We start from the raw sequence: 17,366 nt of genomic DNA on the forward strand, positions 1-17,366 counted from the left end.
GATGAATGTTCACACTGAGCATCGCCCTTCGACGACCGGCCCAACACGGTACGACGAGGTCTACTATCCCGGCCACGTCTACGGGCTCACCCACCCCAACCATCTTGCAACGATTGCCACCGTCTACGGCATGCAACCTGCGCCGGTCGAGTGCTGCCGAGTACTGGAGCTCGGCTGCGGCGTCGGCGGAAATCTTCTGCCAATGGCCTTTCAATATCCGGACAGCGAGTTCGTCGGTGTCGACCTGAGCGGCGTGACGATCGAGCGCGGCCAGAAAAATATCGCGACACTTGGCCTGAACAACATCAAGCTCCTCCATTGCGACATCATGAATGTCGATCCAAGCTTCGGACAGTTCGATTACATCATCGCGCACGGCGTGTACTCATGGGTGCCACTGCCCGTGCGTGAGAAGATGATGACGATTTTCAAGCAGAACCTGTCACCGCGCGGGATCTGCTACGTCAGTTACAATGCGCATCCGTTCTCGCACCTCCGCGACATGGCCCGCGACATGATGCGGTATCACACCCGCGGCCTCACCGGCATGAAGGAGAAGGTCGGACAGGCTCGCGCGATCCTGAAGTTCCTGAGCGACGGCTCGAAGGCCAACACGGTTCACGGCGCGATCATGCGGGATCAGTACAACCGCGTTCTCAAGTCTCCCGACGAATTGTTGTTTCACGACGATCTCGACGATGGCGCCACCGCCTTCCTGTTGCACGAAGTCGCAGAGGATGCCGCCCAGTGTGGCTTGCAGTATCTGGGCGATTCCGATTTTTCGCGCCGCTATCTCGCCGGCTACTCCGAGGAGGTCCGTGCCACGCTGCAGCGTTTCCCGGAAAGCGAGTTCATGGCACGCGACCAGTATCAGGATTTCATCGACGGCAACGGCTTCCGGCGCAGCTTGTTTTGCCACGACAATGTTTCCCTCGACCGGCAGATCGACACAGATTTCGTCAGGCGGTACCACCTCTTGAGCACGACCAGCGCCGTCGATCCCGAAGACCGTGTGACAGACGATTCTGCAATGGAATTCGAGATCCAGAACGGCAGCAGGATTACCGTGACCAATCCCCTCCTGAAGGCAGCGCATCTGTGCCTCGGCCGGGCGTGGCCGCGCGCCTTGTCATTCGGCGAGTTGCTACACGGCGCGCGCGCGCTGCTGGATGGCCGTCACGCCGACGATGACGAAGGGGTCCTGACGGATGCGATGTACATCCTGTGCTGCAGCGGCGAGGTCTCCTTCCTGGTATCGCCGCCATTCCTGCTGAAGGAAATTACCGACCGGCCGCAAGCGAGCTTACTGGCCCGTAAACAGTCGCAGACAAGTCCGCACGTCACCAACCTGCTCCACCAAACAGTGCAGTTGGAGGACGATCGAACCCGGCATTTCCTGCAATTGCTCGACGGCCTTCACACTATCGACCAGATCACGGCCGAGATCACCGAAGCATTTGGCTCCAGCATCCGGATCGAACAAAAGGACAAGGACGGAAAGCCAGTAGAGCCGCTGCTGCTTTCAACTCGAGAGAGCGTTGAACGCTCGCTTGCGATGGTCGGCAAGCTGGGCCTGTTGGTCGCCTGAGGCGATCGATCTCAACTCAAAGCGAGACGCGAGACCACTGCGTTGGGCTGCGCGCGTTCGCCTGCCTCCGTCTCGTGCCTAATGATAGTGCGATATTCGGTGATGTTTCCGCGTCGGCGACTTACGACCGCTGGCGGTCACCACAACATTGATAAGCTGCGAGAAAACCGGGGGATCGTGTGGTATGTGATTTTCGTCGGCCAGGATCAGCTGCAGCGTGTGACGACCCAGCGGCAGATTGATTTTGGCTTCGGTTTGACCCGCGCCAAAATGAAGATGGTTGAAATCATTGGGGATCGGCTGATCAAATGGCGGCAGGCTGGTATCGACCAGCAAATGGTGGTGCCCCGTATTCGCCTTTTCGAAGCCGGCGGGAGCAACGCCCATGCCGACCAGGCCGAAACGGACAACAGGCGTTGGCGTGACGTACGCCCCGTCCCCGGGATAGACAAAATAGACTTTCGCTCCGGAGGGCGACGGGTGACGTCCCGAATGCGGCGTGGCCTGGGCCGACGGGACTGCAGTCTGATCGACGACGTGAACATGGATACGATCAGAGAACAGCGGCGGTGACGTCGGCACATGATTCTTGTCGCCCAACAGCAGCTGTAGTGTGTGGTCTCCCGGCGTGAGCGTAACTTCGGCTTCGGTCTGACCTGCACCGAAATGCAGATGATTGAAGTCGCTCGGAATGGGACTGTCCATCGGCGGCAGCTCGGCATCAATCAACAGATGATGGTGACCGGAGTTTCCCTTGTCGGATCCGGCCGGCGCTACGCCCATTCCCTTCAAACCAAAATGAACGGTGAATTTCGTCGGGACGGTCTGCCCGTCCTTGATGTCCACGAAATAGACCGCAGCACCAGCAGGCGAGGTCGTAGGACCGCCGGCGGGCTTTGGCTGTGCATGCGCTGAGCCGAACGCTCCCGCTAAAATCAGGAGGGACGTCGTCATTGCGACCAAGGCTTTCGATACCATGAGAGACCCCCTAAGGCCGATAATTTTGAGCGCGATGCGCTCTGGATTGAAGGAAATGAACGTGGCCAGACAAGACAAAAGTAGAGAGTGCGCGGCAGCGTCGAGAGTTCAATGCGCATTCAGCATCGGTGTACGTTGAAATCGACGCGGCGGTCGATCGCATCGCTCGCGTCATCGCGGCCCGTCCCGACGATCGATTCTCGAGATCCGGCGCCGACCGCCTTCAGCCGGTCAGCCAGGCTGGGAGAAGCACTCTGCAGGAGATCCTTGATGAACTGCGCCCTCAGCACCGACAGGCGTTCATTGATTTGCGCCGGTCCGGTATTTGATGTGTGCCCAACGACATCGATGCAGGAATCGTTCTGCATCGCCTGCGACGCGATCTGACTTAGCCACATCGGGTATGGACCTGTGATATTCTGGTCATCGAGGAACTGCGTCGTGCCCGGCTTGAACAGAAGCCGTACGGACAACTTATTGGCCGTCAGGCCATACTTGACGAGACTGCCAAATGCCTCGGTGGCATCGGTCCGGCGATTAAGCTTCCAGCTGGACAGATAAATACCAGAATGAACACGAAGTTGGTCGCCGCCCGACATTTGCCGGGCCGTCCGGTAGAACGCCAGCGCCTCTCGATAGCGTCTGTCGTCGTATTCGAGGATTGCGTCGCTCACAAATGCCGACGTGGCGATCCTCTCGACATATAGGGGATCGATCGGGTCGCCCGGCTTCGTCCCCTGGCAGGTCTTGATGTAGACGGCGATCGCCGGATCATTGGTCCAGATCGGAGCCTCGGCGAATGCCGGCGTGGGTTCGGCTTTAACGCCGTCGGGTCTTGCCCTCGCAACGCCCTTGGATACGATGCTCTTGCTGCGAAGGTCTGCCAATGCAAGACAGATCCTATAGGCGTCCCGAGCACCGTCAGGTGCACCGGCATTGTTTATGGCCGTAAAGGTCCCGATCAGGACAACAGGAGCGCGGCTCAGGGCCTCGCTGGAAAATGGCAACACGGCGAAGCGGGGATATGACTTGGCTACGAGGTCCTTGATGCGCTCCTGCATCAGGCGGGTTGCAGCTGATTGCGCGCCGGTCGCAGCGTCAATCAACGGATCGATGACGAGTTCAACCTTGTCCGACCCTGCCGGCACCGTAGCCTTGGAAAAGAGATCGTTGGCAGCCCGCAACAGCGCGTCGTCGAAAGCGATCGGCGTGGGCAGTGGCGGCGGAGCCGAAGAGGCTTGTGGCGGCGAAGGCGTTGGCGAGGTCGCCTGCGCATAGCACGCCTGGATGGCCGTCATCAGGAAGCCGATCGCGAAGCAGGTGACGATTGGAGCGCGATCAATCATGTCTGTTCAACCTTGGCTAAAATGAACTAGCGACATTGGCGAAGGGCAGTGCGATCGGATTCCGATATGTCACCCAGTTGCGCACGTGCATTAATCTCCTGGCAACGGGGCGTCGATTTCTGCCGAGTCGGTGTAGGGGCTGCCCGCGAGTCAGCCGCGACCGACGGCAGCCGGGCAGTCTCGATCGCAAGGCGTTGCTCGGCGCGCTCACGATCGGATTGCGCCTTCGACAGTTTCTCCGCCATCGCGCGCTCCAGTGTGGCGCGTTGCTCGGCCAATCTGATCCTGTTTGCCTCGAGTGCCGCCACTTCATTCGCGAGCTGATCACGCCGATCTTTTTCCTCAGCGCCAGGTTCGGGAGGCGAAGGCCTGGACGGTTGCGCGGGGGCGCTCGAACTCAATCGCTTTTCGTCGTCGGCTTGCCTGACCTCGTCGCGCTTACGCAATTGGGCCAATTCTTCGCTGGCTTTTCGGAAGCCGGCTTCGGCCTGCTCCAGATCAACCCGAAGCTGCCGCTCCTTTTCGTTGTATTCGTTGACAAGTCGGTCACGCTCGTTGGCATTCTCGATAGTGTCGATCCGGGCGCGGGCCGCGTCGACAAGGCTGCTCGACGGAAACTTCGTGATGAATGCCTTCAACGTCGCAACGCTCGCGGAAGACAGCGGTCCTATCTTCTTCCATGCGTCCAGATCGCTCTCTTGGGGATTCAAATAGAAATCCCCCAGCAGGGAGACCGAGAGCTCCGGTATTTGTTGCCCGCGCGTCTCACGGTTGACACTGACGGCGACATGCCGGAACAGCGCGCCGACTTCGATCCCCGGTTCCTGCATCTCGCGAACCAGCGCGTTGGTAAACGGACTGTTGCGGCCGATACCATCAGCCGCCACCGCGTTGGCCTGGGTCGCATAGGCGATCAACATGCCCTGAGTCCGGTCGATCCGGGCAAGTCCTCGGGTGATTTCCCCGCCGCGATTGCCGCTGCGTTGGGCTATAGCCTTCGCAAACGGATTGGTCCGGCAGGCATCCAGAACCATAAGTCGCGTCCCCGAGCTATATCCGAGCGCTTCGACCACGTCGTCAAGCTTCACGAGGTCGAATGTCACGATTGAATCGGGATCGACTTGCGCATCGACAGGGACAAGGTAGTTCTGACCTTCAATCTGAAGCCCATGGCCCGAATAATAGAACAACGCAGCATCAGTGCCCCGCAGCTTCTGCGCAAAACGCGCCAATGCAGCGCGCATGCCACGGCCATCGAGATCGCGACCGTCGATGACCTCGAACCCGAGGCGACGCAATTGATCGGAGATGTCGTCAGCATCGTTGCGGCTGTTGCGGAGCAATGTTGCATTGGCATATGCCGCATTGCCTATGACTAGCGCGACACGCCCGTCAGCGCGCGCCTCTTGCGAAAGAAGCAGAGACAGGCACATGGAACAAGCAATCAAGCAAAGTGTGCAAACGAATTTCACGAACGGAGTTCCGCCAAATGGCTTGCCGAGCGGCACCGGTAGTCTGAGACTAGGAGCAATCGCTGAATCTCGCAACTTCTTGTTTCCATTCAGCCAGCGTGTTAGCCTCACCAACATATTTGCACACTGCGCCCGTTCGTTTGCTTCAGGCTGAGCAGACCGCATATGAACCGGAGTTTTGCGCTGATCCAAGTCTGGGGCATTTTGCGTTGATCCAGGTCCAGGGCTGATGAAGCGATGAAACTGTCAGGCATGGGCCGCGCTTTAAAGGTGCTCGTTGTTTTGTGCGCCTTTGCGGCTGGCGCGTTCATCCCACAGCTCTTTTTTCTTTCGGCCGCCCGGGGCCAGAACGCGAGTGCTGCGCAGGCCGACAAGAGGGTCGCTCTCGTTATCGGAAATGGATCTTATCCGCAGTCGCCTGTCCGTACGGCGGTTTCGGACGCGAAAGCGATCGCCGAGCTTTTGAAGGCTGGTGGTTTTGACGTGGTTTATGCGCAGGATGCGCGGCATGCCGATATGGATGCGGCAATCCAACAATTCAGCCAAAAACTGGAACGCGGCGCCACCGCCGTCGTCTACTTCGCCGGTCATGCCATCCAGTATGAAGGCCGCAATTTCCTCATCCCGATCGATGGTACCATTGCATCGGATCTCGACATCCACTCCAACGCGGTGGATGGCGATCTCATTCTCGATCCGTTGATCGTTGCCCGGCCCAGAGGTTCAGCCGTCATCCTTGATGCGGCGAGGAAAAATCCATGGCAGCAAAAAACATCGGTCAAGGCAATTGGGCTCGCCAACGTCAGTCCTATCCAGGGCATCACTCAAGCTTACCCCGCACTCCCCGGGCAGGTCGTGGAGGATCAAAAGGGAGCGCTCAGCCTGTTTGCTGACGAGTTCGTGAAAGCCGCCAAGTCCCCCGGTCGAACCTTCAAGGAAGCATTTGGCCAAACCCGGGCTGCGGTCGCGAAGGGAAGCCGCAACAAGCAACTCCCCTGGGAAGCGTCGCTCGAGGCCGCTGACTTTGTCGTTACAGGCCGCAACGAACCAACAGACACGGCGTCGCGTGCGGTCGCGAGATTGGGCACCCCGCCTGATACGGTGGAACAAGGTTTCTGGGATACGATCAAGAGCAGCAACAACGCGGCCGATTTTCAGGCCTATCTCGATGCCTATCCGAGCGGTCCGTATGCCTCCGAGGCGCGGTCAGGCCTGCAACGCCTTGGCGCGGTAGTCAGCCCGGCAAAGCCGCAAACACCGACTGTGACCAACATGCCCGCGCCGCCGGTCTCGCCGCCGCCGAGGTCTACAATTCGTGACTGTTCCCAATGCCCGGAAATGGTGCTGATACCTTCAGGCAATTTCAACATGGGTTCGACTGAGGTCTTCCCTTTTGAAGGCCCTGTGCATCAGGTGTCGATTCGCAAGCCGTTCTACATCGGTAAGTACGAAGTCACATACGATGAGTGGGACGCCTGTGTCATGGACAGGGGCTGCACCTATCGGCCGGCCGATGCCGGAGCGGGACGCGGCCGCCGTCCCGTCACTGATGTCGATTGGAACGACGCAAAAACCTATGCCGCATGGCTGTCGCAAAAGACTGGGAAGACCTACCGACTGCCAACGGAAAGTGAATGGGAGTACGCCGCCCGAGGCGGCACCAGTTCACCCTATTCTTGGGGCCGGTCAGTGGAGAAGGACCGCGCAAATTGTGCGGGCTGCACCAATGAACCGCACCACGCCACCATGCAGGTTGGATCATTCAAACCAAATGCGTTTGATATTTATGACATGGCCGGCAACGCCGCAGAGTGGGTCGAGGATTGCTGGACCGAGGGCTATCGAGGGACGCCCACTGATGGATCCGCTTCGGTCAAACCGGGTTGTCCCGAGCGGGTGCTTCGGGGCGGCTCGTTTAACAATGACCCGAAATATCTGCGCTCAGCCGCACGGTTTAGATATGATTTCAATGTTCGCTATCAGGCGAATGGATTTCGAGTCGTTCGCGAGAACGGACGGCGACTAGGACGGTGATCGGAGTTTCCCGTCGGCAGGTTCAAACCGCCTTAGCCCAGGCACCGTTGACGTGTGACTCTGACCAGAATTGAGCTGGACCGCCGGCAACTTCATTGAACATTCCGGCATTTGAACCCGTCCCAGTTCGTTAGCCGATTTTCGCACCTACTTCGTGCCGTAGCTCTTCCTGTCGGGCCTGACGACCCAGACGGACCCGACACCATACACTTTCGACTGAGCCGGCGCTTTGATTCAAACCGCCCGCGCGCAAAACTTCGCGTTGACGCGCCGAACCACAACAGGAGAACCGGACATGGCCGCTTTCCAGGAGGTTTTCCGCCGCTCCGGCATCGATGAGCGCCGTAGCCCGCCAGGCGTGGTGGTGCCGTTCGGCGGCTCCAACATCGTGGCCCTGATCGATCCCGGAAGAAAGCTCAAAGTCGATCCTAACGCCCATGCCCTCGCAATCAAGGAGATCGACGGCGCCGATACCCTTAGACGCGTCATGCAGGCCAGAGATGCATTCTCCGCACCCGATATCGATCCGCAGCTCAGGGCGGCGTCACTTCCCGCCACATTCAATGGCGATGCACGGTTTTTCGAAATCAATGGCCGGATCAAGCCGATTGGCTTTCCCGGTCTGGAGGTGGTGGCCCGGTCGGCCGACCGGAAGATCGAAGCCAAGCTCCATGTCGTCGTGCTGCCGGAAATCAAGATCAAGGTGGCGTTCCGCAATGTCATGGTTCCGGGCAGTGGCGGCGCTCCCATGTTTCACGCCAAGAAGCCTTGCAGCGACCAAGATGAATTGCTGACTATGAACAATATATGGAAGCCGCAGGCCAACATCCGCTTCGAGCGAGTGCCAAGCGACTGGCTCTTCATCGACGACGCGCAGACTGCCGTCAAACAGGAGCTCGCCAACGCGGTTGGCATGAAGGATGCGAGTCTGGCGACCTTTCCCGATATGATCGAAGTCGAAAAACTGAAGGGCTTCTTCGCCAAACACAAAGTCCGGGGCGCCCACTTAACCATTTTCTGTGTCGACAAGCTTCTGTCCAATGGCTCCTTCCCGAATGGCTCATTTGCTCGATCGTTAGACCTTGCCTTTATCAGCTCGCAACGCGGGCCTAACACGTCTGCCCATGAAGCCGGGCATTTTCTCGGCTACTACTCGAAGAGCGCGACCAAACCTTGGGACAGCAACGGCCACACACTGGAGACCGATCCAAAAACCGGAAAAGAAAACAGGACGGAGGACATCAAGATGCTGATGCGCGACGGAGGCGCCGGGTGGAAAATTCCGTTTAATCTCGTCAAGGAGTTCCGCGACTTCCCCGGTTAGCATCCGAAGAACGGACAGAAGCCGGACGTCACGCTAGACGTTGAATAGCACCTTTGGGTCAACAGCACCGATCCGGCAAAACGGTCAAAGAACAACGGCCTTGTTGGGATGAAAAGACACAAGCTTCCTTTGCAGAGCGGGACTGTTTCGACGTTTACATTCACCAGCGTAACGAAGGTGACCGGCTTCGGCAAAAGCACCACTCAAAACACCGCTGGTACCCGTGGATACGAGATCTCCGGCTTGCTGGTCTACCCACCATGGCAGGCGAGCTGAAGGTCGATGAGAGCGACGGCGACTTCGGGCTTTGGTTCTATCACTCCTACGGCCGCGCCAACGAAGCTCGGCAACCGCTTCTGGAAATCTGGGTCAGTGACCGCGACTACAGCATCCGCGCGGCCATCGCGAGTGCTCACCAGGCTGCCGTCATCAGTGGGCACAAGCGGCTCACTGGTCAGGTTCTGGAAGCGCAAAGGGACGGAATTTTCACGCTCGAGGAAGCCGCAGCTGGCTGCTCCTCCGATAGGCGCTATCCATTGAACGGCATGTATGTGTGGGAGCAGTTCGAATCCGTGCATTTGCCGAGATGGGCGCTTCCCACGCCGAATGAACGTTTTTTGTCAGATGGAATGCCGGACTGGTACGATCGTTTCACGCGCTCGAGACCCGCTGGATTCGCGTTCGAGAGTGCCTATCTATGATCTTCGGCTGTCCATCTTCGCTGGTAAGTATGGATGAGTAATATCCGCGAAACGCCCTGTCTCCCACCTTGGCCTGCCATTTTCCAGCATTAAAGACGAACGAGCCCTCGGCGCGAGAGAGGGTTCTTTGGACCGAATAATCATGCAGTCCGAGCTTGAGGGCGTCGCTGAAACTTTGGCGAATGGCGTTCCTGCCTTGAAAGATGCCGCTGGGCGTTACTCGCACGGCGTTCTCTGTGAATGTCGCGGCCATGGTGCTCAGATCGCCGCGATTGTACGCTTCTGAAAAATGCTTATGCATCTCGTCCATGGCGGCAGCATCGAGAGTTTCTCCCGCGATCAAGATGCGCGGAGTGGCGAGCAGCAGGCAAAGGACAAAAGTCGCTGATCTGAACGCCATGTTCCCTCCGTTGGCTGTTCCGTCCGACAACGAGCATTGCCTTAGCGTACACGATGCGTGGAGTGTCGGGCCTTCAAAGGTCTATTATAGGTCACAAGCCGTCCTCCGCCGGCTGCGCGCGGCAGGTCAGCTATGGGCCGATTTTGTTGCAAAAGTTGGCTGCAATGGATTTGGCCGCTGGGCCTTTTGTTGAGCCGCGCTTTGAAGCGCTGGCCCTGACGCATTTTACGCAACTTTGACGCTACGCTACGCGATGCGCAGAACCTGAGCCGGCGGCGGTCGTGCGACCAGCGATGCAAACCGCCTCAGATTCTGAGCGATGGCGGCTAGAACAAACTCATCCTGGGCACCTTGCGGGCCTCGCAATCGGAGCCGACCAAGCTTCAGGATGCGCTTCAAGTGTGCGAACCTCATCTCGATCTTCTTGCGCTGACGCCGAGAGAGCTCGAAGCCCTCGGTGCCAGCGAACGACCGGGCAACGTCTCGGGCATGCTCATGGATATCGCGCGGGATCTTGCGTGATGGTTCCTTTGGGCAGCACTGCGGTTTGAGCGGGCATACATCGCAGTCGAGCTTGCTGGCACGATACAGAAGGGTCTTGCCCTCGTGCACGGTACCGCTCGTCCCAAGCCGCTTACCACCCGGGCAGTGGTAAACGTCCCCGGTTGGGTCATATCGAAAGTCGCTCCGCGAGAAGGTGCCATCATCCCGCTTCGACTTATCGAACACAGGGATATGCGGCGCGATGCCCTTCTCCTCGACCAGCCAGTTCAGCATCGGAGCCGCTCCGTAAGCGGTATCCCCGACAAGTCGCTCTGGCTTGAGACCAAAGCGCTCCTCGGTTCGTTCGATCATGGTTTTTGCTGCACCGACCTCGGCCTGGCGAATGGCGCGGGAGGCCTCGACATCCACGATGACGCCGAACTTCACGTCGATGAGATAGTTGTCGGAGTACGCGAAGAATGCCGGCCCCTTGTGAGCGCCGGTCCACTGCGCTGCCGGATCGGATGGCGAGACAAACTTCGGGATGACATCGCTGGCGGCGCCCCACGCCGGATCGTCGAGGGTTGCCAAATACTCCTTCACCGCGCGGCTGGACCTGGCCGGATCGCGATCCCTGCGCCAGTCCTGACCTGCGATCGAGCGCTGCTTGTTCGCGTCGGCCGCAATCAGGCTCGCATCGACTGCAAATCCTTCGCCACCAACCAGACCGGCGGCAATGCATGTCTCGACAATCCGTTCGAACACGCGGCGGAGAACATCTCCATCACGGAAGCGCTCGTTGCGGGCGCGCGAAAATGCCGAATGATCCGGGACAGCGTCCTCGATACCAAGCTTGCAGAACCAGCGATAGGCGAGGTTCACCTGCACTTCACGGCAGATCAGCCGTTCCGAGCGGATCGCAAAGACATACCCCACGACCAGCATCCGGATCATCAGTTCCGGATCAATCGACGGGCGCCCCATCGACGAATAGTGAGATGCTAGTTCACCGCGAAGCCAGGACAGATCGAGAGCAGCATCGATCTTCCGCACCAGATGATCTTCGGGTATCGCGTCGCCAAGACGAAACTCGTAGAACAGTTGACCTTGGTCACTCTTCAGACGGCCCATCATGGATCGACCTCGCCGAGATTCGCGTCAACACAACGGAATCACGGTTCGTGACTTGTCTCAACCGACTTTTGCAACAAAATCGGCCAAGAACGGAAGTCACTGGTCCGGCGTAGCTGGTAGTGACGCTGGAGAACTCACCCTCAAAGCTGGCAGCGGCGGGATCAACCATCAGCCATTTCGTCTTGGCTGAGGCGGTGATCACTGCGTGTGCGCCTGCCCTGCGGCATTGACGACGACAATTCGCGAGGCTCGCGATGCCCCGATTGCAAGTAAGGCGAAACTGCCCGCGTGCTCATCTAAAGGAGAAATCAAGCTGTCCTCAATCTCGAATCAAGCTCAACCGGAGTCTTTCTGTCACGGTTGATGCTATGTCAGCATAGGAAAAAATTACGCGGGAAATACGATGTCGGTAGGCTTCACCGAGTTCAGAGGCAACATCCACAACTCGTTTGACGTGCTCCAGTGGATCAAACAAAACGTTCCGTGTTTCACAGGGATGGTTCCTAGAGAGTGGACACAGGCGGTCTACGCCGAAAGCCGCCCGCGCGGCATAAACTATGCGGTTGCTCGACAGGCTATGATCTGGGCGTCTCAGTCTGGCTACCGGTTCGACTTCTCGAGCCCCCCGGTCCCAACAGACCCGGTCGTACACATGTCGAAGGCCCAGAAACTATCAGCAGGAATCGCACATTCCCTGAAGTATCTGCCGGCGAATCTCAAGTCCGTCGGTGAGGCGTTGCTGGAGCCCAAGGCGCTGGCGATCATGGTGGGCACGCTCCTTGCCTGGGCCGCGTCGCATGCCTTCGGGATCGGAGAGGTCATCGATTTGGTCCTGCTGGGCATTGGCGTCCTGTCGGTGGGCTTTTCGATATTCTCGGGCGCGGGCGCGTTAGTTGACTTCGTCGAAACCGCGCTCGATGCGAGTACGAATGAAGATCTCGACGAGGCCGGCCAGCACTTCGCCCGCGCCCTCGTCGTTCTCGGAATAGCGACTATCCAGGCCCTGCTGCTTCGCGGGCCGATAAAAGCCGCCCGAGCCCGCTACGCCGCACCAGCGAGGGTCGGAGCTCCGCCACCGCCCGGAACGCCTCCATCCACCACGTACAAACCAACGCTGCCAAACAATGCGTTGGGGTCAACGGACGCGTATGGAAATATCAAGGTCTCACTGCAGCAGTCAGCCGCTTCTGCGAAAGAAACTCTGCTGCATGAACTGGTCCACCGCTTCTTCTCGCCTCGCCTCGCGCTGCTGCGACGATTTCGGGCACAGCTGAATATCGACGCATACGCGCGGTCGTGGCTGCTGAGATACCTCGAGGAGATGCTGGCAGAAGGCTTTGCGCAACTTAAAGCCAACGGAGTGCTGTCGACATTCAAGGCGCTCTACTTTCCAATCACCGCAGGCTACGTGACGTTGTCAGAGGTTATAACCGAGGGGACCGTGATCGGCACGATCACGCTTGCCGGCAGACGAATTTACGTACTCGTTTCGACAGGCAAGATTCCGGCGGATGCACAGTGATCAGCCTCGCTTTCGAGCCGCTGGCTCGACTGTACAACAGACCCGCGAGAAACTCCCGCCGCCTCATGCCAGTCCCCAAACTATCGCAACGGATGCTGCCAGCAGGGCCGCCCTCAATGGAAGGGGCCGAAAGTGTGACTATTGCTCTTCACGGTTCGATGACAGCCGATGTCTCAGTTGGGTCAAAAGCGGCCTTTCGGCATCCCGGCTGCTTACTTCCGGTTCAGCACCGAAAGCGGACATAACCGGTGCCGGTCGGGAGGTCCGAGGTGGGCCAGTTCCGGACAAGGTGTTGCAGGCATAAGCCGGCTGCCCACTAGCCGATATTACCCTGTGCTTTTCACTAAGTTACGAATTGAGGTCCCAAAAAAAGACTCTGTCGTTTGTCACTGCCGAATACCAACTGCCAAAGTACAAGTCAGCGTCGTGTATCTGCCCATTCACCCAGATGTCAGTATGGCCGATGGTACTCGTGTCCGTTGGCTCAAATATGATCACTCCGTTCCGGCTCCCTATTTTAGATGTGTTCGGAAACATCTGTCCGGCGCCATATCTATTATTGAGGTACTGCCGAAGATCGAGAGTCGAAAAAATATACTCCCAACCGTCGTCGTCTATAAGAAACCGAACTTTCTTGACGAGCACGCCACCTTTTCCGTAGTCCCCATCGCAATTGATATAGTGACCATCGACATGGTTGAACGCCCAACTGATTTTCGAGGCGCACGTATTCTTGTGCCCTGGTTCGTCGTGGAACTTCTTTATGGAGCCGTTGATCATCGTTTTGAATTCGTCCGTCATACTTGGATGGTTAGCCAGCAACGTGCTGTAGCCTATGTTGATAAAGCCCATGATTTGCCCTTACCGTTGAACCCTTAGCGTCGCGGTATCCGATGAGAGAGGTATGCGTGCGCACACTGTGGCATCTTGCCTTGGCCATTGAACGGGTCAACAGCTTTTGCCGAAGTAGGGTGTTCGTTTCGCGCGAAGTAGGGTGTTCGTTTCGCGCCAACTAACCGGCCGCTGTCGCGTTCGCAAGCATCTGGAACGCCGGGAAGCAGACATGGCCTGACTTCGCTTGTGGGTCACAAGCGGTCCTTGACCGGATGCGCGCGGCAGGTCGGCTTTGGGCCAACAACCGACATCATCTCGGATGGGAATCCCGTCAAAACGCGTTTGGCACTCACCTCTGATCCGTCGTACGGTATGCTGTAGGTCGGATTGCATGCCATGGTGGAAGAGCGGCCAGTCCGGGTTGAGCGCAGGTTGGCGGCAATATTGGCCGCTGACGTGGCTGGCTATTCCCGGCTGATGCACCACGACGAAGAGGGGACGCATTCGAAACTGACCGCCCTCCTAGCAGAAAATGTTGAGCCCGCGATTGCGGAACACGGCGGCCGCGTCGTGAAGAACACCGGCGACGGGTTCTTGGCCGAGTTTCCGAGCGCGGTCAAAGCGGTCCGAGCTGCTATTCAATTCCAGACCCGCATCAAGGAACTTACCATCGGTGAGGTTGAAGACAGGTGTATTGCCTTCCGCGTGGGCATCAATATCGGCGACGTAATCGTCGAGCCCCATGATGTCTTTGGAGACGGCGTTAACATTGCGGCGCGGCTTGAGAGCATCGCAGAGCCCGGCGGCATCTGCATCTCGTCTTCTGCCTACGATTACGTTCGAGGCAAGGTCGCGGTTGAGTTCTTCGATCTGGGCGAGCAGAATCTCAAGAACATTGCCCTTCCGGTCCGAGCTTATGCGGTGGTCCCGGACAGGCCCAGCCGAGCGGCACAAGCTGAGCGCACCAGGTCGGGCCCACTTTCGCCGCCTCGCCTTTCCATCGTTGTGCTGCCGTTCGCCAACCTTAGCGGTGACCCGGAGCAAGATTACTTTGTCGATGGTGTCACTGAGAGCCTGACCACTGACCTGTCGCGCATCAGCGGCTCGTTCGTCATCGCCCGCAACAGCGCCTTCTCATACAAGGGCAAATCAAACGACGTACGCGAGATCGGGCGGGAGTTGAATATCCGCTATGTGCTTGAAGGCTCAGTACAGCGTCGTGGCAAGCGGCTTCGGGTGAACGTGCAGCTAATTGACGCCGAGAGCGCAAGAACTCTTTGGGCGGAGCGCTTCGAGAAGCCCGTCGCCGATCTTTTCGATATGCAGGACGAAATCGTATCGAGGCTCGCCCGCACATTAGATGCCCAACTCATCGTAGCCGAGGCACGACGAGCGGAGCGTTCGTCCCATCCCGATGCGATGGATCTATATTTCCAGGGCATGGCTTCCATATTTATGGGGCCGACCCCCGAGTACCTGACTCAGGCGCGCGGTTTTTTCGAACAGGCCTTAGCCATCGATCAACGAAGTATCGAGGCAATGGTCGGCATGGCATTTGTCGATGTGACCATCGGGGCCGACCTGTTAACGGACAACCGAGCCCCGCTCTTTTCGGCAGCCGAAACGTATGCGATCAAAGCGCTTTCATTGGCCCCGGACCATGCACAAGCCCACCTGGTCTTGGGTTATGTCTACATTTTTACAAACCGCGCTGCCCGAGGGATCGCTGAATGCGAACATGCGTTAGTACTCAATGCCAATTTGGCCAACGCTCATAGCGCTATCGGATTGGCCAAAATGTTTACCGGTCGCGCTGCTGAGACCGAAGGCCATATACTCGAGGCCCTCCGTCTCTCCCCCCGGGATATCGCTGCCTATTGGTGGTTCTATTGTGTGGGCATGGCCAAGCTGCAGCTCTGTGCGGATGCCGAAGCTGCTGGTTGGCTAAGACGAAGCATTGAAGCCAACCGCAATTATCCTCTCGCCCATTTATATTTGGCCGCTGCCTTGGGCTTACTCGGCGCGCTGGATGAGGCGCGAACCGCCGCAAAGGTGGGACTTTCGCTCAACCCGGGCTTTACCGTCAATCGCTTGCGCGCCGCCAAATCAAGCGATGATCCGACTTACCTTGCCTGGCGCGAGCGGGTGTATGCAGGCTTGCGCCTCGTAGGGGTGCCGGAGGGGTGATGTCCGAATTGGGTCACAAGCGGTCCTGGACCAACTGCGGGTGGCAGGTCAGCTAGGGGCCAAAACCGGAAGTGCTTCACTGGGTCGTGAGACCTCATTGCCGATCGTTATTCCGGCAGTCCGGCCCGACGCAATCCTTCTTCGTATCGCGACACGTTCTCGGCCTTTTGATAAGGCCCCAAGCTGTCTGTCAAACTGGAAACAAGCAGCTTCGGATTTAGGCCCCGCAGCCTGGCCACCGAACGCCGTGCCTGCTCCAGACGACCGGCCACTGCATTGCTTGCGGCAGCGATACGTAAAGCGGGTTGAAAATCTGGACTGTCCAGCAATGCCATTGCAGCCCAGCCTGCCGCCTCGTCGTAATGGCCCGCGAAGAAATGTGCGTGGGCGACGCCGCTTCGTATCCCGCTCATCCGAGGATCGAGCGGGTCCAAGCGCATGGCGCGTGCGAAGCGCTCGATCGACGCTTCGGGCTGCCCGAGCCAGCTCTTCACCCATCCGCTGAAACGCCAAGCCTCTGCCAAATTGGAGTTGAGCACAAGCGCCCGATCCATCAAGTCAGCGGCTGCGGCGAGATCGCGAACGACAAACGCTAAAGCCCACCCGCTCGCGGCAAGCGCGATCGCATCGTCTCTCCCCAGTTCAATCGCTTTCCGAGCGAGTCGCTTCACCTCGGCAATCTCGTTTGGCGTGACCGCAATCCATCCGTCGGCCTTGGAACGGGCGTAACAAGAGGCGGCGCGACCGTAGGCAGATGCAAAGTCTGGATCGAGTTCGATCGCACGGTAGAACAGGCGCAAGGCTTCTTCGTTCGCTTGCCGGCTCGCAAACTGATACACCTTGGCCATCCCGCGCAAATATAGCGCATAGGCATCCAGACTCGGCTTTGGCTTGCGCCTCGCGCGCTCGATCTCCGCCTTTTCGACGGCCGATGCGATGGCGCTGACGACCCTCTCGGTGACTTGATCCTGCAGGCCAAATATATCGCGGTGGCTGCCATCGACCCGATTGGCCCACAGATGTGCTCCAGAGGTGGTATCGATCAGCTGTCCCGTGATCCGTACCCGGTCAGCGGCTTTGCGAACGCTTCCTTCCAGGACATAGCGCACACCAAGCTCGCGCCCGATCTGTTTCACGTCGACCGCGCGCCCCCTGTAGGTGAAGCTCGAGTTCCGCGCTATGACGAAGAGCGCTTTGAAGTGGGACAACGCCGTGATGATGTCGTCGACCATTCCATCAGCGAAGAAGTCCTGCGCGGGATCGGCGCTTAGGTTGACAAAGGGCAGAACGGCGATCGAAGGCCTGTCGGGTAGCGCGAGGTTGCCTGCCGACGGATCGATCTGGTCGTCGTCGCGTGACACGG

13 protein-coding genes are annotated in these 17,366 nt (G+C 58.5%); 6 read left to right on the forward strand and 7 right to left on the reverse strand.

What is annotated here, in order from left to right:
* Nucleotide 1: 1 nt before the first annotated feature.
* Nucleotides 2-1,588, forward strand: a complete 1,587-nt coding sequence (locus ACVIN2_RS18220; protein ID WP_456769754.1) for a methyltransferase regulatory domain-containing protein — start codon at nucleotides 2-4, stop codon at nucleotides 1,586-1,588.
* Nucleotides 1,589-1,666: 78 nt separating this feature from the next.
* Here ACVIN2_RS18220 and ACVIN2_RS18225 read toward each other — a convergent pair whose 3' ends face one another.
* The 3 genes from ACVIN2_RS18225 to ACVIN2_RS18235 form a co-directional block, all read right to left on the reverse strand.
* Nucleotides 1,667-2,566 carry a DUF4399 domain-containing protein gene (locus ACVIN2_RS18225; protein WP_456766596.1) on the reverse strand — a complete coding sequence of 300 codons (900 nt, stop codon included), beginning with the start codon at nucleotides 2,564-2,566 and terminating at the stop codon, nucleotides 1,667-1,669.
* A 119-nt stretch (nucleotides 2,567-2,685) separates the two neighbouring features.
* Nucleotides 2,686-3,912, reverse strand: coding sequence for an OmpA family protein (locus tag ACVIN2_RS18230; RefSeq protein ID WP_456766597.1), 1,227 nt, complete (start codon nucleotides 3,910-3,912; stop codon nucleotides 2,686-2,688).
* 26 nt (nucleotides 3,913-3,938) lie between these two features.
* Complete coding sequence (locus tag ACVIN2_RS18235) at nucleotides 3,939-5,420, reverse strand: caspase family protein (protein WP_456766598.1); 1,482 nt, start codon at nucleotides 5,418-5,420, stop codon at nucleotides 3,939-3,941.
* 201 nt (nucleotides 5,421-5,621) lie between these two features.
* On the opposite strand from ACVIN2_RS18235, the gene ACVIN2_RS18240 reads away from it, so the two are divergent.
* From ACVIN2_RS18240 to ACVIN2_RS18250, 3 genes are all read left to right on the forward strand, one after another.
* Nucleotides 5,622-7,418 carry an SUMF1/EgtB/PvdO family nonheme iron enzyme gene (locus ACVIN2_RS18240; RefSeq protein ID WP_456766599.1) on the forward strand — a complete coding sequence of 599 codons (1,797 nt, stop codon included), beginning with the start codon at nucleotides 5,622-5,624 and terminating at the stop codon, nucleotides 7,416-7,418.
* 295 nt (nucleotides 7,419-7,713) lie between these two features.
* The gene (locus ACVIN2_RS18245) at nucleotides 7,714-8,742 is read left to right on the forward strand and encodes a hypothetical protein (protein ID WP_456766600.1); all 1,029 of its coding nucleotides are present in this window, start codon (nucleotides 7,714-7,716) and stop codon (nucleotides 8,740-8,742) included.
* Between the two features lie 260 nt (nucleotides 8,743-9,002).
* Nucleotides 9,003-9,443: a hypothetical protein gene (locus ACVIN2_RS18250; protein WP_456766601.1), complete on the forward strand. Its 441-nt coding sequence runs from the start codon at nucleotides 9,003-9,005 to the stop codon at nucleotides 9,441-9,443.
* Here ACVIN2_RS18250 and ACVIN2_RS18255 read toward each other — a convergent pair.
* Both ACVIN2_RS18255 and ACVIN2_RS18260 read right to left on the reverse strand, forming a co-directional pair.
* Entirely contained in the window at nucleotides 9,394-9,843 is a 450-nt protein-coding gene (locus ACVIN2_RS18255) for a YybH family protein (protein WP_456766602.1), read from the reverse strand. The genes ACVIN2_RS18250 and ACVIN2_RS18255 overlap by 50 nt on opposite strands.
* A 246-nt stretch (nucleotides 9,844-10,089) precedes the next feature.
* A complete protein-coding gene (locus ACVIN2_RS18260; protein WP_026233905.1) occupies nucleotides 10,090-11,460 on the reverse strand; it encodes an IS1182 family transposase in 1,371 nt (456 codons plus the stop codon).
* A gap of 403 nt (nucleotides 11,461-11,863) precedes the next feature.
* On the opposite strand from ACVIN2_RS18260, the gene ACVIN2_RS18265 reads away from it, so the two are divergent.
* Entirely contained in the window at nucleotides 11,864-12,982 is a 1,119-nt protein-coding gene (locus tag ACVIN2_RS18265; RefSeq protein ID WP_456766603.1) for a hypothetical protein, read from the forward strand.
* Nucleotides 12,983-13,330: 348 nt separating this feature from the next.
* On the opposite strand, the gene ACVIN2_RS18270 is transcribed toward ACVIN2_RS18265, so the two are convergent.
* Nucleotides 13,331-13,834, reverse strand: coding sequence for a T6SS effector amidase Tae4 family protein (locus ACVIN2_RS18270; protein WP_456766604.1), 504 nt, complete (start codon nucleotides 13,832-13,834; stop codon nucleotides 13,331-13,333).
* A gap of 378 nt (nucleotides 13,835-14,212) precedes the next feature.
* Between ACVIN2_RS18270 and ACVIN2_RS18275 the strand changes: the two genes are divergently transcribed.
* Nucleotides 14,213-16,003, forward strand: coding sequence for an adenylate/guanylate cyclase domain-containing protein (locus tag ACVIN2_RS18275; protein WP_456766605.1), 1,791 nt, complete (start codon nucleotides 14,213-14,215; stop codon nucleotides 16,001-16,003).
* 107 nt (nucleotides 16,004-16,110) lie between these two features.
* Here the strand turns inward: ACVIN2_RS18275 and ACVIN2_RS18280 are convergent, their stop codons facing one another.
* Nucleotides 16,111-17,364, reverse strand: a complete 1,254-nt coding sequence (locus ACVIN2_RS18280; RefSeq protein WP_456766606.1) for a tetratricopeptide repeat protein — start codon at nucleotides 17,362-17,364, stop codon at nucleotides 16,111-16,113.
* Nucleotides 17,365-17,366: the final 2 nt, after the last annotated feature.

This window comes from Bradyrhizobium sp. USDA 3650 (genome assembly GCF_054057395.1).